The sequence below is a fragment of the Streptomyces sp. MB09-02B genome, from assembly GCF_033794485.1.
GTDB lineage: Bacteria > Actinomycetota > Actinomycetes > Streptomycetales > Streptomycetaceae > Streptomyces.
The window spans coordinates 1-1,525 of the sequence record NZ_JARGEE010000832.1 but is presented as its reverse complement, the minus strand read 5'-3'; the positions used below and the strand labels follow the sequence as shown (position 1 = coordinate 1,525).

Annotated in this window: 1 protein-coding gene and 1 pseudogene; one reads left to right on the top strand and one right to left on the bottom strand. The window is 69.3% G+C overall.

The window, feature by feature from the left end; all coding sequences use genetic code 11:
• Positions 1 to 191: 191 nt before the first annotated feature.
• Positions 192 to 308: pseudogene (locus P1P70_RS45965) on the top strand (hypothetical protein); the annotation flags it as partial.
• 270 nt (positions 309 to 578) lie between these two features.
• On the opposite strand, the gene P1P70_RS44470 reads toward P1P70_RS45965, so the two are convergent.
• Entirely contained in the window at positions 579 to 1,025 is a 447-nt protein-coding gene (locus tag P1P70_RS44470; RefSeq protein ID WP_319248164.1) for an ATP-binding protein, read from the bottom strand.
• Positions 1,026 to 1,525 lie beyond the last annotated feature (500 nt).

Genomic DNA, 1,525 nt, shown 5'->3' with positions numbered 1-1,525 from the left:
GGAGTGAGGGGGGATGAGGGGGAAGCGTGACGCCCCTTTGTGCCGCTTCCCTGTTCGAGAGCTGCCCGGTGGAGGGCCGAGGCCGGGACATTGATCGCCACCAAGGGGCACCACGCGCGCGACCTGCGCGACCTCGGTGACTACCGGACTCCGCCGAGTTCCTGCGCGAGGTCCGTGAAAGCTTCGAACGGGTGTTCAACCCGGGTGTGCCGGAGGTGTTGCAGGCCGACAAGAGCCTCGCGGTCTCCCTGCGCCTGGCCAACGCCTATGGGGACCGGGGCCTGTACGACCACGCCGAGCGCTCGGAACGCCAGGCCGTGGAGGGGCTGCGCCAGAGGTTCGGTCGGAACCACCCCGATGTGCTGGTCGGCACGGGCAATCTGGCGATCACCCTGCGGGACACGGGTCGCGAGGACGCCGTGCGACCCCATGAGAAGGCCGCGACCCGGCTGACCCAGCTGCCGGGCCGGGGCCACCCAGTGGCCGAGCTGGTCCGCTCCTGGCAGCGGGTGGGGAGGGATTTGGAGCCGCATCAGATCCGAGGCGGACGTCCTGGACGGTTACCTGCGAAGCGAGTACTAGACGGCCACCAGCGGGGCGTCGTCGCGCCACTTGAGGATCTTGTCGAAGCTGACGATCGCGCCGCCGCGGCCCGGTTTGTTGCCGATGTGCACGTGGTCGGCGAGCTCCCGGATGAGGCAGAGGCCGCGACCGTCCTCGGCGTCGGTGGGGGCCGGGCGGACCGGATGGCGGTGCGGGAAGCCCGGGCCGGAGTCGGCGACCTCGATCCGGCACTTCTCACCGTCGAGGTAGGCGGTCACCCGGTACGCCTCGGTGGTGGTGCCGGCCGGGACAGCGCCGCCGTGCTCGACCGCGTTGGCGCAGGCCTCGCTGAGGGCGATGGAGAGGTCGTAGGAGACGTCCGGATCGACGCCCGCGGTCTCCATGGTGCCGATCAGCAGCCGTCGGGCGAGCGGCACGCTCGCAGCTTCACGCCGCAGATGGAGTGACCACCAGATGCTCATGCTCCAGCCTCCTGGCCGCGGCTCGACATACCGTTACGTATTGCCGCCGGGGCCCCCGCGCAATCGCCCGGAACCCGTCTCTCCGCCCATACGGCGGATGCGCCCCCCGCACATTCGGTGTATGCGGACCGAACCCTTCCGAATCACCCACAACTTCCACCACTTCACCGCACATGGACACCGCCGGGGGGCGGCCGCGGGATGGCTGCGGAATGGCTGCGGTGAGGACCGAGCAGGGGGCCGCGCTCCCTTCCACCTCCGCACGGCGGTCAGCGCACCCGCACAGCCCGGAGCACCCGCGTCTTTCGGCGGGTGTGGGCCGCGGGGCTGCGCACAAGCCCCCGCGGCCCACACCCGCCGACCTGCCCTCTATCCAAATTTCCGAGCCCCCGGGGCAGGGAGAAATATCGGATGCCGGCTTGTGCTGCAAAAGAAAGACGCCAAAAGACATGCCAATAAGCAGCACGGGGTGGACGCCATACGCTATCAAAAAAACAAAA